This window comes from Herbaspirillum sp. CAH-3 (assembly GCF_009668275.1).
Classification (GTDB): domain Bacteria; phylum Pseudomonadota; class Gammaproteobacteria; order Burkholderiales; family Burkholderiaceae_D; genus Herbaspirillum; species Herbaspirillum aquaticum.
Window position 1 is genome coordinate 1 of record NZ_VSWE01000001.1, and the last position, 18,957, is coordinate 18,957.

The 18,957-nt window shown below is 65.0% G+C and carries 16 protein-coding genes; 3 read left to right on the forward strand and 13 right to left on the reverse strand.

From position 1 onward, the window contains the following. Positions 1 to 237: 237 nt before the first annotated feature. From FYB76_RS00005 to FYB76_RS00030, 6 genes are all read right to left on the reverse strand, one after another. Positions 238 to 1,878: a fatty acid--CoA ligase gene (locus FYB76_RS00005; protein WP_154132274.1), complete on the reverse strand. Its 1,641-nt coding sequence runs from the start codon at positions 1,876 to 1,878 to the stop codon at positions 238 to 240. Positions 1,879 to 2,018: 140 nt separating this feature from the next. Beyond that, positions 2,019 to 2,309, reverse strand: coding sequence for a copper-binding protein (locus FYB76_RS00010; protein ID WP_088754052.1), 291 nt, complete (start codon positions 2,307 to 2,309; stop codon positions 2,019 to 2,021). Positions 2,310 to 2,407: 98 nt separating this feature from the next. Continuing rightward, positions 2,408 to 3,790 carry a multicopper oxidase family protein gene (locus FYB76_RS00015; protein ID WP_154132275.1) on the reverse strand — a complete coding sequence of 461 codons (1,383 nt, stop codon included), beginning with the start codon at positions 3,788 to 3,790 and terminating at the stop codon, positions 2,408 to 2,410. After that, entirely contained in the window at positions 3,787 to 5,172 is a 1,386-nt protein-coding gene (locus FYB76_RS00020) for a TolC family protein (protein WP_154132276.1), read from the reverse strand. The genes FYB76_RS00015 and FYB76_RS00020 overlap by 4 nt, the downstream gene beginning before the upstream one ends. Positions 5,173 to 5,265: 93 nt before the next feature. Beyond that, positions 5,266 to 5,709 (reverse strand): hypothetical protein, encoded by a 444-nt coding sequence (locus FYB76_RS00025; RefSeq protein WP_154132277.1) that lies wholly within the window; start codon positions 5,707 to 5,709, stop codon positions 5,266 to 5,268. 52 nt (positions 5,710 to 5,761) lie between these two features. After that, on the reverse strand, positions 5,762 to 8,098 hold the full coding sequence (locus FYB76_RS00030) for a heavy metal translocating P-type ATPase (protein WP_154132278.1): 2,337 nt from the start codon (positions 8,096 to 8,098) through the stop codon (positions 5,762 to 5,764). Positions 8,099 to 8,178: 80 nt separating this feature from the next. Here FYB76_RS00030 and cadR point away from each other — a divergent pair, with 80 nt between their 5' ends. Beyond that, entirely contained in the window at positions 8,179 to 8,631 is a 453-nt protein-coding gene (gene cadR, locus FYB76_RS00035) for a Cd(II)/Pb(II)-responsive transcriptional regulator (RefSeq protein WP_154132279.1), read from the forward strand. 9 nt (positions 8,632 to 8,640) lie between these two features. Here cadR and FYB76_RS00040 read toward each other — a convergent pair whose 3' ends face one another. The 4 genes from FYB76_RS00040 to FYB76_RS00055 form a co-directional block, all read right to left on the reverse strand. Next, positions 8,641 to 9,543 carry an alpha/beta fold hydrolase gene (locus FYB76_RS00040; protein ID WP_154132280.1) on the reverse strand — a complete coding sequence of 301 codons (903 nt, stop codon included), beginning with the start codon at positions 9,541 to 9,543 and terminating at the stop codon, positions 8,641 to 8,643. 139 nt (positions 9,544 to 9,682) lie between these two features. Further along, positions 9,683 to 10,654, reverse strand: coding sequence for a Gfo/Idh/MocA family protein (locus FYB76_RS00045; RefSeq protein ID WP_154132281.1), 972 nt, complete (start codon positions 10,652 to 10,654; stop codon positions 9,683 to 9,685). Further along, positions 10,651 to 11,073, reverse strand: coding sequence for a Cu(I)-responsive transcriptional regulator (gene cueR, locus FYB76_RS00050; protein WP_154132282.1), 423 nt, complete (start codon positions 11,071 to 11,073; stop codon positions 10,651 to 10,653). The genes FYB76_RS00045 and cueR overlap by 4 nt, the downstream gene beginning before the upstream one ends. Positions 11,074 to 11,075: 2 nt before the next feature. Then, positions 11,076 to 13,328: a cation-translocating P-type ATPase gene (locus FYB76_RS00055; protein ID WP_154132283.1), complete on the reverse strand. Its 2,253-nt coding sequence runs from the start codon at positions 13,326 to 13,328 to the stop codon at positions 11,076 to 11,078. A gap of 163 nt (positions 13,329 to 13,491) precedes the next feature. Here FYB76_RS00055 and FYB76_RS00060 point away from each other — a divergent pair, with 163 nt between their 5' ends. Next, positions 13,492 to 13,692, forward strand: coding sequence for a heavy-metal-associated domain-containing protein (locus FYB76_RS00060; protein WP_088754062.1), 201 nt, complete (start codon positions 13,492 to 13,494; stop codon positions 13,690 to 13,692). A gap of 4 nt (positions 13,693 to 13,696) precedes the next feature. Here the strand turns inward: FYB76_RS00060 and FYB76_RS00065 are convergent, their stop codons facing one another. From FYB76_RS00065 to FYB76_RS00075, 3 genes are read right to left on the reverse strand one after another with little or no spacing between them, the layout of a single operon-like run. Beyond that, positions 13,697 to 14,866: a VWA domain-containing protein gene (locus FYB76_RS00065; RefSeq protein WP_154132284.1), complete on the reverse strand. Its 1,170-nt coding sequence runs from the start codon at positions 14,864 to 14,866 to the stop codon at positions 13,697 to 13,699. A 21-nt stretch (positions 14,867 to 14,887) separates the two neighbouring features. After that, positions 14,888 to 15,475 (reverse strand): GNAT family N-acetyltransferase, encoded by a 588-nt coding sequence (locus FYB76_RS00070; protein ID WP_034335411.1) that lies wholly within the window; start codon positions 15,473 to 15,475, stop codon positions 14,888 to 14,890. 27 nt (positions 15,476 to 15,502) lie between these two features. Continuing rightward, a complete protein-coding gene (locus FYB76_RS00075; RefSeq protein WP_088754065.1) occupies positions 15,503 to 16,378 on the reverse strand; it encodes a MoxR family ATPase in 876 nt (291 codons plus the stop codon). Positions 16,379 to 16,580: 202 nt separating this feature from the next. On the opposite strand from FYB76_RS00075, the gene FYB76_RS00080 reads away from it, so the two are divergent. Beyond that, on the forward strand, positions 16,581 to 18,830 hold the full coding sequence (locus FYB76_RS00080) for a preprotein translocase subunit TatB (protein ID WP_154132285.1): 2,250 nt from the start codon (positions 16,581 to 16,583) through the stop codon (positions 18,828 to 18,830). Positions 18,831 to 18,957 lie beyond the last annotated feature (127 nt).

Sequence of the window (18,957 nt, forward strand, 5' to 3'; positions counted from 1 at the left end):
CTGAAGCGGGGACCCTCCGAAGGAGGGCGGTGCAGTTGCGGTCGCCTTCTTTTGCTTACTTTTCTTGGCGAGACAAGAAAAGTGAGCGGCTGCCGGGCCGCCCCCGGCGCGTTCTTCCGACCGGAGAAAGATAAGAATTAAGCTAGAGCGCAGGAAGAAATTCCGTGCAGACTGCCCCAAACCGAACAACCAGAAAAGCACTCAGCCAAGACAAAACAAACCAAAAACCAGGAAGGATCATCCCCCAGCCGGATACTGCTCCCGCATCACCCGCTTGTTGAGCTTCCCGACGCTGGTACGAGCCAATTCAGGAACAAACCGCACCCGATCCGGCACGCCATAACGAGAGATGGTCCCAGCCTCAGCTGCAGCCATCACGTGCTGCCGGATATCCTCTTCGGAAACTGCAGCCACATCCTTCTTCAGGACGACAAGCGCCACCGGCCGCTCTCCCCATTTGCCGTCCTGCACCCCGATGACGGCCGTCTCAGCCACGGCAGGATGCCGCGCAATGATGTCCTCGATCTGAAGTGAAGAGACCCACTCGCCCCCGGTCTTGATGACATCCTTGATCCGATCCGTGACCTGCAGATAGCCCTCCGCATCCAGATGCCCGATATCCTGGGTATGCAACCACCCCCCACGCCACAATTCTTCAGAGGCTTCGGCCTGATGCAGATAGCCCTGCGTCAGCCAAGGCGCACGCACCACCACTTCACCGGTGCTCTTGCCATCCCGCGGACAATCATTCATATCGCCATCCACCGTGCGCAAGGCCACCAGCGGCAGCGGCCGCCCCGTCTTCACCCGCAGCGCCGCTTCGCGCTCGCTGCCCAGGTCCGCAGTCGGCACCTGGGCCAGCGTCAATACCGGACAAGTCTCCGACATCCCGTAACCGGTAAAGACATCAATCCCCCGATCCCGCGCCATGCGCGCCAGACTGCCCGTCATCGCCGAACCACCGATGATCATCTTCCACCCCGACAGATCCACCTCCCGCGCCTGCTCGGAGCTCAGCACCATCTGCAGGATGGTCGGCACGCAATGCGAGAACGTCACCTTCTCTTCACGGATCAGCTTGCAGATCGTATCCGGCACATAGCGCCCCGGATACACCTGCTTGACCCCCGCCATCGTCGCCACATAAGGCAGCCCCCAGGCATGCACATGGAACATCGGCGTCAACGGCATGTAGACATCATCCCGATGCAAACGCCCCTGCTGCGGCGCCAGCGCCAGCCCGGCCGTGGTGGCCAGCGTATGCAGGACCAGCTGCCGATGGCTGAAATACACGCCCTTGGGCAAGCCCGTGGTGCCGGTCGTGTAGAAGGTCGTCGCGCGCGCGTTCTCGTCGAAGTCGGGGAAGTCATACTGCGCCGAGGCCTGCGCAAGCAAGGCTTCGTATTCCCCCGCAAAGCCCGGCCCCTGCGGGCAGGGACTGCCATCGTCGGTCAGCAGCACGCAACGCGTGAGGGAGTTCAACTCGCCACGGATCTGCTTCAACACCGGCATGAAATCCGAATTCACCAGCAAGACATCGGCCTGCGCATGATTGAGCGTGTAGGCAATCTGTTCCGGCGAGAGCCGTACATTCACCGTCTGCAACACGCAGCCCATCATCGGCACCGCAAAGAAACACTCCAGATAGCGATTGCTGTCCCAGTCCATCACCGCCACCGTATTGCCGGCCTGCACACCCATTTCCTTGAGCACATTGGCCAGCCGCTGCACACGCTCGTAAAAACCGGCATAGGTCAGGCGGCGCGAACCGTAAATGATTTCCTGCTCGGGAACGGTGGCCAGGGCACTGTGCAGCAACTGCTTGATCAGCAGCGGATAGCCATAGGCCGACGGGGTTTGCTCGATCGCTTGGGGCATGCCGGAGTCTCCTCTGTTGTGCGGCGGCAGGGCCGCCTCTTATGGATGGATGAAACGAACCCCGATGATACCGCCAAGTCTCCCGCAGGATGGTCGCCGGGACGACGAAATTGTGGACCGTCCCGGCGCTGCGGTGGTGGTCAGCGCTTTTCTTCCAGCGAGGTCACCGTCAACGCACCATCAACGCGGTCGGCAGTGAAGCTGATCTTTTCACCCTCGCGTGCCCGCGCCAGGATCTCGGGAGCGGCCTTGAACACCATCGTCATGCCGCCCATCTGCAAATTGGGAATCTCCGCATGGCGGATGGTGAGCTTGCCCGTGCTGGTGTCGACCTTGCGGATTTCGCCATCCACTTTGGGCGCATCACCCTGCGCGTGTGCCGCCAGCGCTGTCATACAAAGGGCCGTGGTGAGGAGGAGGGGTCGTAACATGGTCTTTCCTTTCGTGAAGTGATCAGCGACGCAATGTCGCTGATCCAAAAACAATGATGTAAAAACCTGATGACAGAGGTGCTCAACAAGTCGTGTTTTCAATGATGCCCTTGATGCCCGCCCGGCTTGATGACCTCCAGCGTGGCCGGTGCAGCCGGGCCGGAAGGCGCCGCCCGCCGTGCCTCGGGGGTCTCGCCCTGCCATTCCCGCGCGACCGTGCCGGCCGGCGCGCGATACCAGCCCGGGTCCCGGTAATCATCCCGCGCCAGGTTGCGCCGGACCTTCACGGTGCTGAACATGCCACCCATCTCGATGGGGCCATACGGGCCGCGCCCGGTCATCATGGGCAGGGTGTTGTCCGGCAAGGGCATCTCCATCTCCCCCATCGATCCACCCTTGTCGCCCATGGCCATGTAATCCGGCACCAGGCGCGTGATCTTGTTGAGTACCTTGGATTGATCCACCCCGATCATGGTCGGCAGGTCATGGCCCATGGCGTTCATGGTGTGATGCGCCTTGTGGCAGTGCAGGGCCCAGTCGCCTTCCTCGGTGGCGTCGAACTCGATGGCGCGCATCTGGCCTACCGCGATGTCCGTGGTGACCTCGGGCCAGCGTGCGGCCGGGGGTACCCAGCCGCCGTCGGTGCCGGTCACGCTGAACTCGTGGCCGTGCAGGTGCAGCGGGTGATTGGTCATGGTGAGATTGCCTACGCGGATGCGCACACGGTCGTTCTGCCGCACCACCAGCGGGTCGATGCCGGGGAAGGTGCGGCTGTTCCAGGTCCACAGGTTGAAGTCCAGCATGGTGCTGACCTTGGGCACCGAGGCCCCCGGCGCAATGTCGTAGGCATTCATCAGGAACACGAAATCCCGGTCCACCCGCATCAAGCCCGGGTCCTTGGGATGCGTCACCCAGAAGCCCATCATGCCCATGGCCATCTGCACCATCTCGTCGGCATGCGGGTGATACATGAAGGTGCCGGCGCGCGTGGCGGTGAATTCATACACATAGGTCTTGCCCGGCGGGATGGCCGCCTGCGTCAGGCCCGATACGCCATCCATGCCATTGGGCAGGCGCTGTCCGTGCCAGTGCACCGAGGTTGCTTCAGGCAACTTGTTGGTCACGAAGATGCGCACCCGGTCTCCCTCCACCACCTCGATGGTCGGGCCGGGGCTCTGGCCGTTGTAGCCCCACAGCCTGGCCTTCATGCCGGGTGCGATCTCGCGCTCCACGGCTTCGGCAATGAGGTGGAATTCCTTGACGCCATTCTTCATGCGCCAGGGCAAGGTCCAGCCATTGAGCGTGACCACGGGCTGGTAAGGACGGCCGGTGGCGGGTTGCAGCGGTGGCTGCGTGGCCGCGCTGGTTTGCAGCGGGGCTTCAGGCAGACCTGCGGCACCGGCGCGGCTGACGGCACCCGCAGTCACGGCCAGGGCCGCGCCTTGCAGGAAGTGGCGGCGCGCTTTGTCGTTCGGGTTCATGGTTGCTTTCCTGGTTGGGGACGGCCGCCCAGCGCCTGTTGCAGGCTGGCGTCGGCGATCCAGAAATCACGCTGGGCCTCGATGGCGGCATTGACCGTGGCGGCCTGTTCGCGCGCATCGGCCAGCAAGGCGAAGACGCTGATGAGCATGCCGTTGTAGCGCAGCAGGTTTTCTTCGGCGATGCGCTGGCGCAGCGGCACCAGTTCATCCTGGTAGCGTCGTGCCAGCGCGTAGGCATCCTGCCGCTCACGCCAGGCCAGGCGCGCCTGGGCCCGTGCATCGAGCAGGGTGGCGGCGAGCTTGTGCGCGCCCTGCAGGTAGATGGCCTCGGCCTTGGCGGTGCGCGCCTCGCCCCAGTCGAAGAGCGGAATCTCCAAGGAGATCTCGTAGCCGTTTTCATTGGGCTTGCCGCTCTCGGTGGTGCGCACCGCGCCCAGGTCCAGCACGTTGACGAAGCGGGTGGCGCGGGTCAGACCCAGCGAGGCCTGCAGGCCCTCCAGTTCGGTGCGGGCAGCTTGCACATCGAGGCGTTGTTGCAGGGCTTGCTGCTCGATGTCGTCGACCGCCTCCAGCTGCCTGGGCAGCGACGGCAATTGCGGCGGCAACGCGAAGTCCGGTGCCAGGCCCAGCAGGCGGGCCAGCGTTTCCTTCTGCTGCACCGCTTGTCGGCGTGCCTGTTGCAGGCTGGCCTGGGCCTGGCCATAGAAGAACTTCTCGCGCGCGCTATCGAGCTGGCTGATGTTGCCCAGCCGCGCCATCTGCGCCGCCAGTTCATGCGCAGCCTCGGCCGCGTCGGCGACCTGCTCCTGGTATTGCAAGCCCTGCTGCGCGGCCACTGCCTGGTAATAGGCCTGGCGCGTCTGCGCGGCCAGCGCCAGTACGCGCGCGGCCAGCGACAGGCGGACCTGCTCGAAGCGCCGCTGTTCGATGCCCGTAGTCGCCGGCATCGTGATGAGGCGCAGCAGGCCCAGTGACAGGCTGCGCTCGATCTTGAGATCGTCGCCTGCGTGGGTGCGCTTGAACGAGATGCCGGGATTGGGCAGGCGGCCGGCTTGCACCAGGTCGGCCTCGGCCACGCCCAGACCGGCGAACTCGGCCTGCAGATCAGGATTGTTGATCAGTGCGATCTGCACCGCATCGTCGGCATTGGCCAGTCGCGCTGCGCCACTTGCGGGGTCGTGCAGCAAGGCGCGCACGCGCTCGCTGCTGGCCTGTGCTTGTTGCGGGCTGCGGTTCCAGGCCGGGGCCTGGCCCAGGCGCTGGCGGCTGGTCTCTTCGACCTGGCCGAAACCGCCATCCGGCGACAGCTGCGCACAGCCGGCCAGCAAGGCACAAGCGGCCACGGCAGCGGCCCGCCAGGGACGTGAAACATGGGAAATCATGGAATCCTCGTCTGATGATGATCGTCATGCCGCGCGCGCACTGAGGTCAGCGCGCACGAGGCTCAGGCGCACGCGACGGTGCGCAGGGCAGGATCAGGCGAGGGCAGGGGGGCGGTCGGGGTTTTCCGGCAGATAGCCGACGAAGCCGGAAGCCGGCAGCGCAATGAATTCGCGCGAGGGAAGATCAGGCGCAGGTGGCGCGCTCAAGGCCAGCGGCAACAGGCCACCGACGGTGCAGGCGGCACAGAAGCTGCAGGAGGAATGATTGTGATGTTGCTGATGGAGTGTGTCGGTGGCGTCGGCAGAGGCGACCTGTGTTGCCGCGCCATGATCATCGGCGTGATGGCCTTGATGGGCCTGCTGTTCATGATGCTGATGCTGCTCATGCTGCATCGGGTGCGCTTGCACTGCTGGCGCATGGTGCGGCACCGCTTGCTGCTGCGCAGGCGCGCAGGCCTGCAGCACGGCGGCGAATCCCTGGACGGGAATCGCCAGCGCCAGCAGCCAGAGCAGGAGGAGTTTTGCGCGCAGCATCATGGGCGGCAGTATAGACCGCGGCCGACCCTGCGATCAACCTGTACGGGCGGTCTCAGGCCGCGGCCTTGCGTTGGCGCAAGCCGCGCACCAGGCGCAGGCCGTTGAAGACCACGATCAGGCTGGCCCCCATGTCGGCAAACACCGCCATCCACAGCGAACTCATGCCCGCCAGTGCCAATGCCAGGAACACTGCCTTGATGCCCAGCGCAATGCTGATGTTCTGCACCAGCACCGTGTGGGCCTTGCGGCTCAGCCGAATGAAATCGGGGATCTTGCGCAGATCGTCATCCATCAGGGCCACGTCGGCCGTCTCCAGCGCGGTGTCAGTGCCGGCCGCGCCCATGGCGAAACCGATGTCGGCCCGGGCCAGCGCCGGGGCATCGTTGATGCCATCGCCGACCATGCCCACGCCGCGTACGCCATGGCGCGCGCTGAGCGCTTCGATGGCCTTGAGCTTGTCTTCCGGCAGCTGGTCGCCACGGGCATCGGCAATCCCGGTCTGGCTGGCAATGGCTTGCGCGGTATGGCTGTTGTCGCCGGTCAGCATGATGACCTCCACGCCCAGCGCCTGCAGCTCGGCCACCGCTTCCTTGCTGCTGGGGCGTACCGTGTCGGCCACCGCCACCAGCAACTGCGGCTGGCCCTCGCGGCACAACACGGTGGTGGTCTTGCCCTGCTTCTCGAAAGCTTGCAGGCGCGCCTCCAACTCCGGGCTGCACTGGCCCAGCTCGTGCACCAGGCGGTGATTGCCTAGGTGCAGCAGTTGTCCGGCGATGCGCCCCTGCACGCCGCGTCCGGCCAGGGCGGCAAAGTCGCTCACCTCCAGGGTGACGAACTCTTCCTGCTGCGCAATGGCGCGCGACACCGGGTGGTCCGAGCGCGCTGCCAGCGCGACCGCCAGTTGCAGCAGCGCCTGTTGATCGGCCCCGGGCTGCAGCGAGACCACATCGGTCACGGCGGGCTTGCCGAAGGTGATCGTGCCGGTCTTGTCCAGTGCCAGCGCGCGCAATTGGCGGCCTTGCTCCAGGTAGACGCCGCCCTTGACCAGGATGCCATGCCGCGCCGCCGAGGCCAGTCCGCTGACGATGGTCACCGGCGTGGAGATCACCAGCGCGCAAGGGCAGGCGATCACCAGCAGGACCAGGGCCTTGTACAGCCAGGGCTGGAAGGGCGCACCCATGAGCAGCGGCGGTAACGCCGCCACCAGTACGGCCATGAGCACCACGGCGGGAATGTAATAGCGCGCGAAGTTGTCCACGAAGCGCTGGGTGGGCGCGCGCTGGCCTTGCGCCTGCTGCACGCTCTTGACGATGCGCGCCAGGGTCGAATCGCCTTGCACGGCCGTCACGCGCATCTCGAAAGCGCCCTGTTCATTGATGGTGCCGGCAAAGACCGGGTCACCGGGCTGCTTCTGTACCGGGATGCTTTCCCCGGTGATGGGCGCCTGGTTGATGCTGGTGCTGCCTGACAGTACCAGGCCATCCAGCGGTACACGTTCCCCTGGGGCTACCCGTACAGTTTCATCCACTGTCACGGTGCGGGCCGGTACAGTTGACCAGACACCGTCCGCGCCGCGCCGGGTCGCCATGTCCGGCGTCATCGCCATCAGGCCGGCAATGGCGTTGCGGGCGCGGTCCAGCGACAGGGCTTCGATCATCTCGGCCAGGGTGAACAGCACGATCACCACCGCCGCCTCCGGCCACTGGCCGATGACCGCCGCGCCGATGACGGCCAGCGACATCAGGAAATTCATGTTCAGCGAGAAGTTGCGCAGCGCGATCCAGCCCTTCTTGAGCGTGCCCAAGCCGCCCAGCAGGATGGCGGTGACCGCCAGCGCGATGACCGGCAGGGAGCGCTCATCGCCGCTGCTCCAGGCCACGACCTCGGCCGCCAGCGCGGCCACGCCCGCCAGGCCCAGCAGCGCCCAGCGGCGGGCCGGGATGCGGTAGGCGGCAGCCTGGTCGGGGGCATCGCGGCCGGCTTCGGCGTCCAGTGAATCGGACTTCACGGCCGGCAGCATGTCCAGCGCCTTCAAGGTGTCCACCAGCGGGGCGATGGAAGGCAGCTGGTGCTGCACCGTCAGCTCGCGCTGGATCAGGTTGAATTCGAGCGTACCCACGCCCGCCATCTGCGAGAGCCGCTCGCGGATCAGCTTTTCTTCGGTCGGGCAATCCATCTTCTGGATGAAGAAAACGGCTTCCTCGGTCTTGCCCTCCAGGTGCGCTGCAGGAATCGGGGCAGGGGCCGCTTCATTGCTGGCACAGGCATGGCCCGAGCAGCAGCCCTCAGCCTGCCGGGCGTGAGGATGGGCATGCGCATGGCCGTGCTCATGCTCATGCGCGTGGTCATGCGAATGGTCGTGATCGTGCTTGTGGGAATGTCCAGCCATCGAGGCCTCCTTGTGCAGCCAACAGGTTTCAGGGGTATATTAAAAACCCTGAAGTAACTACAAGGTCAAGCGAGGATCCCATGGATACGTTGAAGATCGGCGAGCTGGCCGCCCAGGCTGACTGCCCGGTGGAAACCATCCGCTATTACGAGAAGGAAGCGTTGCTGCCGGAGCCCACGCGCTCAGCGTCGAATTACCGGCTTTATGGCGCGCGGCACGTGGAGCGGCTGCAGTTCATCCGCCACTGCCGTTCGCTGGACATGACGCTTGATGAAGTGCGCGAACTGCTGCGCCTGCGCGACGCACCCGAGCAGAATTGCGGCGAAGTCAACGCGCTGCTGGACAAGCACATCGGCCACGTGGCCCAGCGCATCGTGCAGTTGCAGGCCTTGCAGGAACAGTTGCACCAGCTGCGCGCCCAATGCGAGGTGGAGCAGCCGGCGCGCGACTGCGGCATCCTGCAAGGATTGGCCAGCCTGCCCGACGACATGAAGCCGTCCAACCTGGGCAGCCACGGGGGTGGCTGCCACTGACGCTGAGGTTCAGGCCGGGTGCGCCAGCCAGGCCAGCACTTCCTCGACGGCTTCTTCCGGTTTTTCGCGCTGGGGGAAATGCCCGGCGCCCGGGATGAGCACGCGGCGATAGGCGGCCCCGAAGTAGCGCTCCCGGTCTTCCGAGGTCGAGGGATGATTGGCGCCATCCTCGGTGCCATGCAGCACCAGCGTGGGCACCATGATGCGCGGTGTCTCCTGCAATCTGGCTTCCAGCGCGGCATAGGCAGGGTCCCCTTCGGCGAAGCCCCAGCGATGCCGGTAGGAATGCACGCAGATCTCGGCCCAGTCGGGATTGTCGAAGGAGGCTGCGGTGTTGGCGAATTCGCTGTCCGCAAATTTCCAGGAAGGTGACCAGGTATTCCACATGAAGCGTGCGAAGCCACGGCGATCCTCGCGCAATTCCGTTTCACCGCGCGGGGTCGCGAAGAACCAGTGGTACCAGTAATTGCGCGATTGCTGCAGCGACAGCCGCTGCCCCGGCGTGTTGGTACCCCAGCCGACCGAGAGGGCGATGCAATGGGTGATGCGTTCGGGCGTCTGCGAGGCGGCGATGTAGGCGGCCCGTGCGCCCCAGTCGTGGCCGATGACGGAGTAGCGCTCCAGGCCCAGGGCATCGGCAAAGGCCATCAGGTCGCTGCCCAGCGCGGCCAGCTGGCCGCTGCGGGGTGTTGATGCAGAGAGGAACCGCGTCGGGCCGTAGCCGCGCAGGTAGGGCCGGATCACGCGGTAGCCGGCCGCCCGCAGGGGGCGCAGGAAGGCGTCCCAGGTGCGTACGTCGTCCGGCCAGCCATGCAGCAGGATCACGGCAGGGGCTTCTGGCGGGCCGCTGGTTTCAAAGCCGATGCGCAGTGTGTCGGTCTCGATGAACGTCAGGTGATTGCTCTGTGGCATGTCGGACGGCCCCCCCGTGATATGGATGTTATCGGTACTGGCTGGATACGGTAACTTTTAGTGATTTATGAAGGGTGATTATCATCGCAAGTCGGCAAGCGTGCTGCAAGCCATGCATTTTTCAAGCAGGTGAAGGATTTCACCGGTTTGCCAGAATCGTTTCCATCATCCATGCCGTGTGCGCAGCGCTGTCGCCACAGGAGGGATGAGGCGCCCCTCCGCTGAGGTGCTTTTGCAGGTTGGCTACGTGGTATTGCTGGATGTGTTGCGGATTGGGGATGACCAGCTCCACGCGCTCCGCCGGCGTGGTCAGGACCAGTGGCTGTTCCTCGAAGATGGAAAATTCCAGCTTGCCTGCGCTGCCCGTGATCTCTGCCCGATCAGCCCGTTCAAAGCTGCCGAAATGCCAGCTGCCGCTGCCGGTGACGCCACTGTGATAGCGCCAGCTGGCAGCCACCGCATCTTTGGCGCTGTAGATTCCTTGCTGGTTGGCGCTGGCACCGGCCACCTGTGCCACGTCGCCGAAGAAGTGCGAGAACAGGTTCAAACCATGGCTGGCAAGATCATCGAAGTAGCCGCCCGGTGCGATGCGGGCATCGGTGCGCCAGCGATAGCGGCCTTGCAGGTCATCCGGGTGCGGGGTGCGCGCCAGCTGCCAATGTACGTGGCGCGGCGTGCCGATGCGGCCTTCCTGCAGCCATCGGCGCACCTGCTCGAAACGCGGCAGCGAGCGCCGGTAATAGGCCACGAACAGCGGTTGTCGCGCCGCCTCGAAGGCAGCGAGCATCTGCAGGCATTCGGCATGGCTGGGAGCCATCGGCTTTTCGACGCAGCAGGGTTTGCCGGCGGCCGCGACCTTCAAGGCATAGTGCAGGTGCGTATCGGGCGGGGTGGCGATGTAGACGGCATCGATAGCGGGATCGCCGATGAGCGCATCGGCATCATCGAACCAGCGCGGCACGCCGTGGCGCTGCGCGTAGTCGGCGGCCAGGCCGGCGTCGCGGCGCATGACGGCGGCCAGTTCGAAACCCGGTGTCGTGCGATAGGCCGGGCCGCTTTTCGTTTCGGTGACGACACCGCAGCCGATGATGCCCCAGCGCAGTACGCTCATGCCTGCGACTCCGTGTGTGCGCAGCAGTCCGGCTGCGCGCCGAGGGCATCGAGGATGGGACAATCGGGACGATGGTCGCCATGGCAGTCCTGCACCAGGCGTTCCAGCGTGCCCTTCATGGTCTGCAGTTCACGAATGCGCTGTTCCAGTTCGCCGATGTGGGTCTGGGCCAGCTGCTTGACCTTGCGGCTGGAGCGCGACTGGTCCAGCCACAGCCCGATCAGGTCGCTGACCTGGGCCATGGAAAACCCCAGTTGCCGGGCCTGGCGGATGAAGCGCAGCAAATGCACGTCGCGCTCGCCATAGACGCGGTAGCCGGCATCGGTGCGGCCGACCTTGGGGATCAGGCCCGTTTCTTCATAATGGCGAATCATCTTGGCCGAGACACCGGAGGCGGTGGCGGCTTCTCCGATATTCATGTTCACTTCTCCGTGTTTGCAGGCCCCTGCGGGTGCCAGCGGCGCAGCAGCAGGGCGTTGCTGACCACGCTCACGCTGGAAAACGCCATCGCCGCGCCAGCCAGCATGGGGTTGAGCAGGCCGAAGGCGGCCAGGGGAATTCCGACCAGGTTGTAGATGAATGCCCAGAACAGGTTCTGGCGAATCTTGCCGTAGGTGCGGCGCGAGATGTCGATGGCGTGGGCTGCCAGGCCGGGATCGCCATGCATCAGCGTGATCCCGGCAGCCTGCATGGCCACGTCGGTGCCGGTGGACATGGCGATGCCGACATCGGCAGCGGCCAGTGCGGGGGCATCGTTGACGCCATCACCGACCATGGCCACCACATGCGCGCCGTTTTCACGCAGGGTGGCAACGGCCTCGGCCTTGTCGCCGGGCAGCACTTCGGCGCGCACATCCTGGATGCCCAGTGCGGCGGCCACTTGTTGTGCGGCTCCCCGGTTGTCGCCACTGAGCATGGCGGTGCGGATGCCCAGGGCGTGCAGGGTGGCGATGGCTTGCTGCGCACCGGGCTTGATCTCGTCGCCGAAGGCCAGCAGGCCGAGGATGCGGACATGGCCCGCTTCACGTTCGGCCAGCCAGGACAGGGTACGTCCCAGGGCTTGCAACTGCTCGGCGCGCGCTTGCAGGGCCGGGGCGCTGGCCTGCAACTGCTGCATCCAGCGGCTGCTGCCCAGGTAAAGTGCCCGGCCATCGACATGGCCTTCGATGCCCAATCCGGCCACGCTACGCACTTGCTCAGCTTGCGGGATAGCCAGGCCCGGCTGCGCAGCCGCCGCCTCCATCACGGCACGTGCCAGCGGGTGTTCACTGCGGGCTTGCAGGGCGGCGGCCAACGCCAGCAATGCATGGTCCTGATCGCGTCCGGCAGCATCAGCGGCTTCCATTTCAGTCAGGCGCGGGCGGCCCTCGGTGAGCGTGCCTGTCTTGTCGAACGCGATCACATCGACCCGATGCGCGATCTCCAGCGCCTGCGCGTCCTTGATGAGGATGCCGTGGCGTGCTGCCACGCCGGTGCCGGCCATGATGGCCGTGGGCGTGGCCAGGCCCAGTGCGCAAGGGCAGGCGATCACCATCACCGCGACCGCATTGAGCAGGGCCTGTTGCCAGTCGCCCGCCACCAGGCCCCAGCCGAGGAAGGTCAGGGCTGACAGGATGAGAACAGCCGGCACGAAGACGGCGCTGACCTTGTCCACCAGGCGCTGGATCGGTGCCTTGGCCGCCTGCGCCTGTTCCACCATGCGCACGATGCGCGCGAGCATGGTTTCGGCACCGATGGCGGTGGCTTCGAAGACCAGCACGCCTTCCGCATTGATGGCGCCGGCGGCCAGCTTGTCACCGGCTTGCTTGGCTTGCGGGCGGCTCTCGCCGGTCAGCAGGGCTTCATCCAGATGGCTGCGGCCCTCCTTGACGATGCCGTCGACCGGGACCCGCTCGCCCGGACGCAGCACCACCAGGTCCCCCACGCGCACCTGGGCCAGCGGCACGTCGATGTCTTGTCCATTGCGGCGCACGCGGGCGTGATCGGGGCGCAGCGCGTTGAGGGCGGCGATGGCGTCGGCCGTCTGGCGCTTGGCGCGGCCTTCCAGCCATTTGCCCAGCAGCACCAGGGTGATCACCACGGCCGAGCTTTCAAAGTAGAGGTGCGGCATGGCCATCGCGTGATCACCCATGGCCGGCATGCTCAGCCATTGCCAGACCGACAGCCCGTAAGCCGCGCTGGTGCCCAGCGCCACCAGCAGATCCATGTTGCCCGAACGTGCGCGCAGCGCGCCCCATCCGGCATGATAGAAACGCCAGCCCAGCCAGAACTGCACCGGTGTGGCCAGCAGCCATTGCCACAGCGGGGGCAGGCTCCAGCGGATGCCCAGCGGGGCCAGCAGCATGGGCAGCAAGAGCGGCAGCGACAGCACGGCCGCGATGGCCACCGGCCACCAGCTTGGCAGGCGGCGTGTGGTGCTGGCCGGCGCGGCAGTCTCTTCAGGGATGTGCTGGTGCGCCTGATAGCCCGCTTTCTCGATGGCGGCAATCAGGATCGCCGGGGCCACGGGTTCGGCCGTGGCGATGCTGGCGCGTTCGGTGGCTAGGTTGACGCTGACCTCGGTCACACCGGGGATTTTCTTGAGTACCTTCTCTACGCGCATCACGCAGGAGGCACAGCTCATGCCTTCGATATCGAGGCTGATCTCGGCGGCATCAGGGGAGGAAGAGGACATGGCAACAACTCCGGAAGGATGATCGATACCTGCATCATCATCCTTCCCATGATGGTAAGGTCAAGCCCGATTGTCGCATGGATGCTTGAAGCTGCGCTTGACCTTCCCTTGGTAGGAAGGTTTAAGCTTCCATCATTGACTTCATTTCATGAAAGGAAACGCCATGAGCACCACCTTCACCGTCAACGACATGACCTGCAACCACTGTGCAGGCGTCATCACCAAGGCTGTCAAGGATGTGGACGCCAATGCCAGGGTCGACATTGCAGTGGCCGACAAGCGCGTGGTCATCGACAGCAGCCTGCCGGCGCAGCAGTTTGCCGAGGCCATCGAGGAAGCAGGCTATACCCCGGTCGCGGCCTGAGGACCTACTTGCTGAGCAATCGCATCGCTCCCTCCAGCCCATCCATGGTCAGCGGGAACATGCGGTTGTTCATGAGCTGGCGGATCAGCGCGATCGATTGCCGGTATTGCCACAGGCCTTCCGGCTCGGGATTGAGCCAGACGAAGTGCGGGAATGTACTGGTGAAGCGCTGCAGCCACTCTGCCCCCGCCTCTGCATTGTTGTATTCCACCGAGCCGCCTGGCTGCACGATTTCGTAAGGGCTCATGGTGGCATCGCCCACGAAGATGAGCTTGGTGTCCGGCGTGTACTTGCGCAGCACATCCCAGGTCGGGAAGCGCTCGGCGTGGCGGCGGCGGTTGTTCTTCCACAGGTAGTCATAGACGCAGTTGTGGAAATAAAAGAACTCCATGTTCTTGAACTCGGTGCGGGCCGCCGAGAACAGTTCTTCGGTGCGGGCGATGTGGTCGTCCATCGAACCGCCGACATCGAAGAGCATCAATACCTTGATCTTGTTCTTGCGCTCGGGCTGCATGCGGATGTCCAGGTAGCCGGCATTGCTGGCGGTGGCGCGGATGGTGTCGTCCAGCGCCAGTTCCTCCTCCAGCCCTTCACGGGCAAAACGGCGCAGGCGGCGCAGCGCCACCTTGATGTTGCGCGTACCCAGTTCGCGTTCGCCGTCGTAGTCCTTGTATTCGCGTTCTTCCCATACCTTCACCGCGCTGCGCTGGCCACCCTTGCCGCCGATGCGGATGCCCTCGGGGTTGAAGCCGCCATGGCCGAAGGGCGATACCCCGCCGGTGCCGATCCATTTGCTGCCGCCTTCGTGGCGCTCCTTCTGTTCTTCCAGCAACTGCTTCAAGCGGTCCATCAGCTTGTCATAACCGAACTTCTCGATGGCGGCCTTCTGCTCGGGCGTGAGATCGCGCTGCAATTGCTTGACCAGCCATTCCAGCGGAATCTCCGGCCGCTTCTCGAAGATCGTTTCGATGCCCTTGAAGTAGGCTCCGAAGGCGCGGTCGAACTTGTCGAAGTGCGCTTCGTCCTTGACCAGTGTCATGCGCGAGAGAAAGTAGAACTCATCCAGGGAAGGTGAAATGACCTGCTTGTCCATTGCCTCCAAGAGGGTCAGGAATTCCTTGATCGAGGCCGGCACGCCAGCCTGTTTCACGGTGTAGAAGAAATCGATGAGCATGAATGCAATCCCGCAGCCGCCTCAGCGGCCCAGCTTGAACTGGAGATGGCGGCGCACCGTAGGCCATTCCGATTCGATGATGGAAAACACCACCGTGTCGCGATAGGAGCCATCGGGCATGCGCTGGTGATTGCGCAGGATGCCGTCCTGCTTGGCGCCCAGCCGCGCAATGGCCGCGCGCGACTGCTGGTTCATCCAGTGGGTACGGAACTCCACGGCGATGCAGTGCATGTCCTCGAAGGCGTGCGTGAGCAGCATCAGCTTGCACTCGGTATTGATGCCGGTGCGCTGGGCACTGGCGGCATACCAGGTGGAGCCGATCTCCACGCGCCGGTTGGCCACATCGGCATTCATGTAGGTGGTCATGCCGCACAGTGCGCCGGTGTCATTGCGGCGGATCACGAAGGGCAGCATGCTGCCCTGCTGCTGCAGGTGCAGGCGGCGTTCGATCTCGGCACGCATGTTTTCCGGCTTGGGGATGGCGGTGTACCAGAGCTTCCACAGCTTGCCATCCGAGACGGCGGCAATGAGCGCATCGTGGTGCTCGGGATGCAGCGGCTCGACGGTGGCGAACTGGCCCTTCAAGGTGATCGGCGAGAGGAATTGCATGGCGGCTCCCGGTGGATGGCGACAGGTTCAGCGGTTGTTGCGCGACATGAAGACCAGGCGCTCGAACAGGTGCACATCCTGCTCGTTCTTGAGCAGCGCGCCATGCAGGGGCGGTACCACGGCCTTGTTGTCCTGGCTGTGCAGGGCTTCGGGCGGGATGTCCTCGGCCATGAGCAGCTTGAGCCAGTCGATCAGCTCCGAGGTCGAGGGCTTCTTCTTGATGCCCGGCACCTCGCGCACCTGGTAAAAAGCGTCCAGCGCGCGCGCCAGCAGGTCGCGCTTGATGTGCGGGAAGTGCACGTCGACGATCTGCTGCATGGTTTCCTTGTCGGGGAACTTGATGTAGTGGAAGAAGCAGCGGCGCAGGAAGGCGTCCGGCAATTCCTTCTCGTTGTTGGAGGTGATGACCACCAGCGGCCGGTGTTTGGCACGCACCAGTTCGCGCGTCTCGTAGACGTAGAACTCCATGCGGTCGATTTCGCGCAGCAGGTCGTTGGGGAATTCGATGTCGGCCTTGTCGATCTCGTCGATCAGCAGCACCACCGGCTCCTCGGCCGTGAAGGCCTGCCACAGCACACCCTTGACGATGTAGTTGTGGATGTCCTTGACGCGTTCATCGCCCAATTGTGAATCACGCAGGCGCGAGACCGCATCGTATTCGTACAGGCCCTGCTGGGCCTTGGTGGTGGACTTGATGTGCCACTGCAGCAGGGGGCGGCCCAGTGCGGCGGCCACTTCCTCGGCCAGCATGGTCTTGCCGGTACCGGGCTCGCCCTTGATGAGCAGCGGACGCTGCAAGGTGAGGGCGGCATTGACGGCCAGCTTGAGGTCATCGGTGGCAACGTAGTTGTCGCTGCCGGTGAATTTGCCTGCGTTGGATGATGCGGTGGAATGATCTGGCATGGATGCTGTCCTTGTCAGGTTGCTGTGGTTGGATTGCCGGGAAGATGCGGCATTGCAGCAGCCGCGCCGGACATTTCTTCGAGTATAAGGGAAAAGCCGGCCAACACCGGCGCAGCGGCGAGGGCTTGAATTCTGCTCAATCGTTCTTATATCAAGGGCTACGCATGCAACAAACTGAAAGCGCCCCAGGCGCTCACTGCCCATGAAATTTCTTTTCTTCAAGATGCTGGTGGTGTGGAGACGGATGCGTCACGGCATGCAGGCGCGTTACATGGACCGTCATGACGTCGGCCGGCAGCTGGAAGTCCTGATGCGTCGCATCGACCCGGCAGCCAGCTGGCATGAGCGGGCCAACTGGATGATCGACGTGGCCGAGTGGCTGCGCCACCGTCCCGCAGTCTCGCTGCTGGATCGTCAGGCCTGGCACCAGGTACGGCGCCAGCGTCTGGCCATCATGCTGGACTGGCTGGACCAGCACCGCGACGTGCGGCGCGCGGTCCAGAACGCGCTGCAGAAGACCCTGCGCGAAGCCACCGGCCCCGAACTCTTTTCCACCACCGGCCTGCCGCACGAACCCGGCTTCTTCGGCGAGCTGACCGAACGCCTGGCCCGGCTGATCCTGCCGCGCCACCTCTCGCCGACTGACCTCTCCTCGCTCTTCACGGCCATGTTCCCCGATCCGGACGATGCCGCCTGGCTGCTGGAGCTGGACAATGAGCTGCTGCAGCGGCTGTGGAAGCTGATGGCCGATGACGGCATCTCCCACATGTACTGGCAGCAGATCGAGGAAGCCATCACCTACCTGACCACCACCGTGGTGGCCGATGGCATCAGCCCGGCCTTCCGCCAGCGGCTGGAACCCAAGATGCCCATGCGCGCCACGCCCTTCCTGGCGCTGCGGCGGGAGATGGAAGCCTGGCTGCGCGCCCAGCCGGGCGACCTCGGTGCCTTGCGCAGCGTGCGCATGCTGGTGGCGGTGTGCCATGCGCAGACCGACCGCATCTATGCGCACCTGGATGAATACGGCGTCTCGGTGAGCCTGGTCTATCGCGTCGAACGCATGCGCGCACACCTGCAGCGCATCGGGCGGCTCATCGACGTGCGTTCCGGCGTGCCTGGTCCCGTCATCAGCCCGGCCGTGCCCGGCATGGTGGCGCGGCCGGCGGCGCTGGCCGGGGCAGGGCGCATGCAGTTGCTGCTGTGCGACCTGATTTCCGCCCACCATCACCGCGACTCGGTGCGCGGGCTGATGCGGCGCAGTTTTGCCTTGCTGGCGCGCAAGATGGTCGAGCGCAACGCTGACCACCGCGAGCAGGCCATCGCCCGCGACGGCGCCGGGTATCGCCGGGTGATGCGAGCCGGTCTGGTGGGGGGCGCGGTCATCGCCGCCACGGCCCTGGTCAAGCAGAGCCTGTCGACGCTGGGCGTCGTGCACTTCGTCGACGGGGCGCTGGCGTCGCTGAATTATGCGGCCAGTTTCCTGCTCATTGCCGCGCTGGGCGGCGTGCTGGCCACGCGCCAGCCGGCCGTGACCGCACCGGCCCTGGCTTCTCGCATGGGGGACCTGGATGCCGATGGCATGCGCGATCTCATCGCCGAATCCGGCCAGCTGTTGCGATCGCAGTCGGCGGGCATCTTTGGCAATCTGCTGGCGGTGATCCCGGTCACGGCAGCGCTGTGCGCGCTGGGCTGGTTTGCACTGGGCAGCCAGCCGATGCCGGCCAACGAGGCGCGCCAGGCCATCGCTGCGCTCTCGCTGGTCGGCCCCACGCCCCTGTATGCCGCGCTGACCGGCGTGCTGCTGTGGCTGGCCAGTCTTGCGGCCGGCTTCGCCGACAACTGGTTCGCCCTGCGCCGGGTGCGGGAGGTCGTCTCCAACCATCGCCGCCTGGTGCACGGTCTTGGCGCCATGCGCGCCCAGCGCTGCGCCGCCTGGCTGGAGCGCAACGTGGCCACCATTGCCGGTAGCCTGTCGCTGGCCCTGCTGCTGGGATTGGCCCCGGTGGTGGCGGCCTTCTTCAGCCTGCCGCTGGATATCCGCCATGTAACGCTGGCCGCCGGTGCGCTGACTGCCGCAGTCTTCAGCCTCGGCTGGGAAACTCTGATGACGCCTGCCTTCTGGCTGGCCGCCGGGGGTGTGGCCGTGACCGCCCTGCTGTCGGTGGCGGTAGCCTTCGCCTGCGCCCTGGCCCTGGCCCTGCGTTCACGCGACCTGCCGCGCCGCGCCCGCAATATTGCGATGCGGGCGGTGTTGCGCCGTTTCGTCGTGCGGCCCTTGTTCTTCATTCTTCCGCAAAAGAAGGATGCGGCAGTGCAGGATGACGCCGGTGAAGACGAGGACGACAACGATGAGAGCGAGGGCGGCGCGCGCGAGGACGACCCGCAACCGCGCCTGGCTTCACCTGAGCGGGGGCAGGATATGCATGTCCAGGCTACGCGGCATGTCGCCTAGCGTTGGCATCAGCCAGATGCCATAGCGTTAATATTGCAGCGCATATAATGGATCGATCGCCCGCCCGGCCTTGCCTGGCGGGCGATTGCGTCTGTCGGGGAGGGTTTGCGGGCAGGGATGACGCTGC